Source organism: Vibrio sp. T13N (genome assembly GCF_032970445.1).
Taxonomy (GTDB): domain Bacteria; phylum Pseudomonadota; class Gammaproteobacteria; order Enterobacterales; family Vibrionaceae; genus Vibrio; species Vibrio diabolicus.
In genome coordinates this window covers 1-503 of sequence record NZ_JAWJYE010000065.1, presented here as the reverse complement: position 1 = coordinate 503, position 503 = coordinate 1, and the positions used below count along the sequence as shown (strand labels likewise).

General features: G+C 49.3%; 1 protein-coding gene. It reads left to right on the top strand.

Going from position 1 to position 503, the window contains the following annotated elements:
- Window positions 1-503 (top strand): dTDP-glucose 4,6-dehydratase (locus R2S67_RS22820; RefSeq protein ID WP_317347181.1); only part of this gene is annotated, 503 nt, incomplete at both ends.

Below are 503 nucleotides of genomic sequence, written 5' to 3'. Positions count from 1 at the left end.
ATTGATGGTCCTGCTGCTTTTATTGAGACCAACGTGATGGGCACTTACCATTTGCTTGAAGCGGCGCGTCAATATTGGTCGAACCTAGATGAAGCGCGCCAATCGGCATTCCGTTTTCATCATATTTCTACGGATGAAGTGTACGGCGATTTAGAGGGGACGGATGATTTGTTCACCGAAACTACTTCATACGCGCCGAGCAGCCCATATTCCGCATCTAAAGCGTCGAGCGATCATCTGGTTCGCGCTTGGCAACGTACTTATGGCTTACCGACACTTGTCACCAATTGCTCCAACAACTATGGCCCGTACCACTTCCCAGAGAAGTTGATCCCTCTGATGATTTTAAATGCCCTCGACGGCAAGCCGTTGCCTGTGTATGGCGATGGTATGCAAATCCGAGATTGGCTGTTTGTGGAAGATCATGCACGCGCGCTGTACAAAGTGGTCAACGAAGGTGAAGTCGGTGAAACCTACAACATTGGTGGCCATAACGAAAAAGC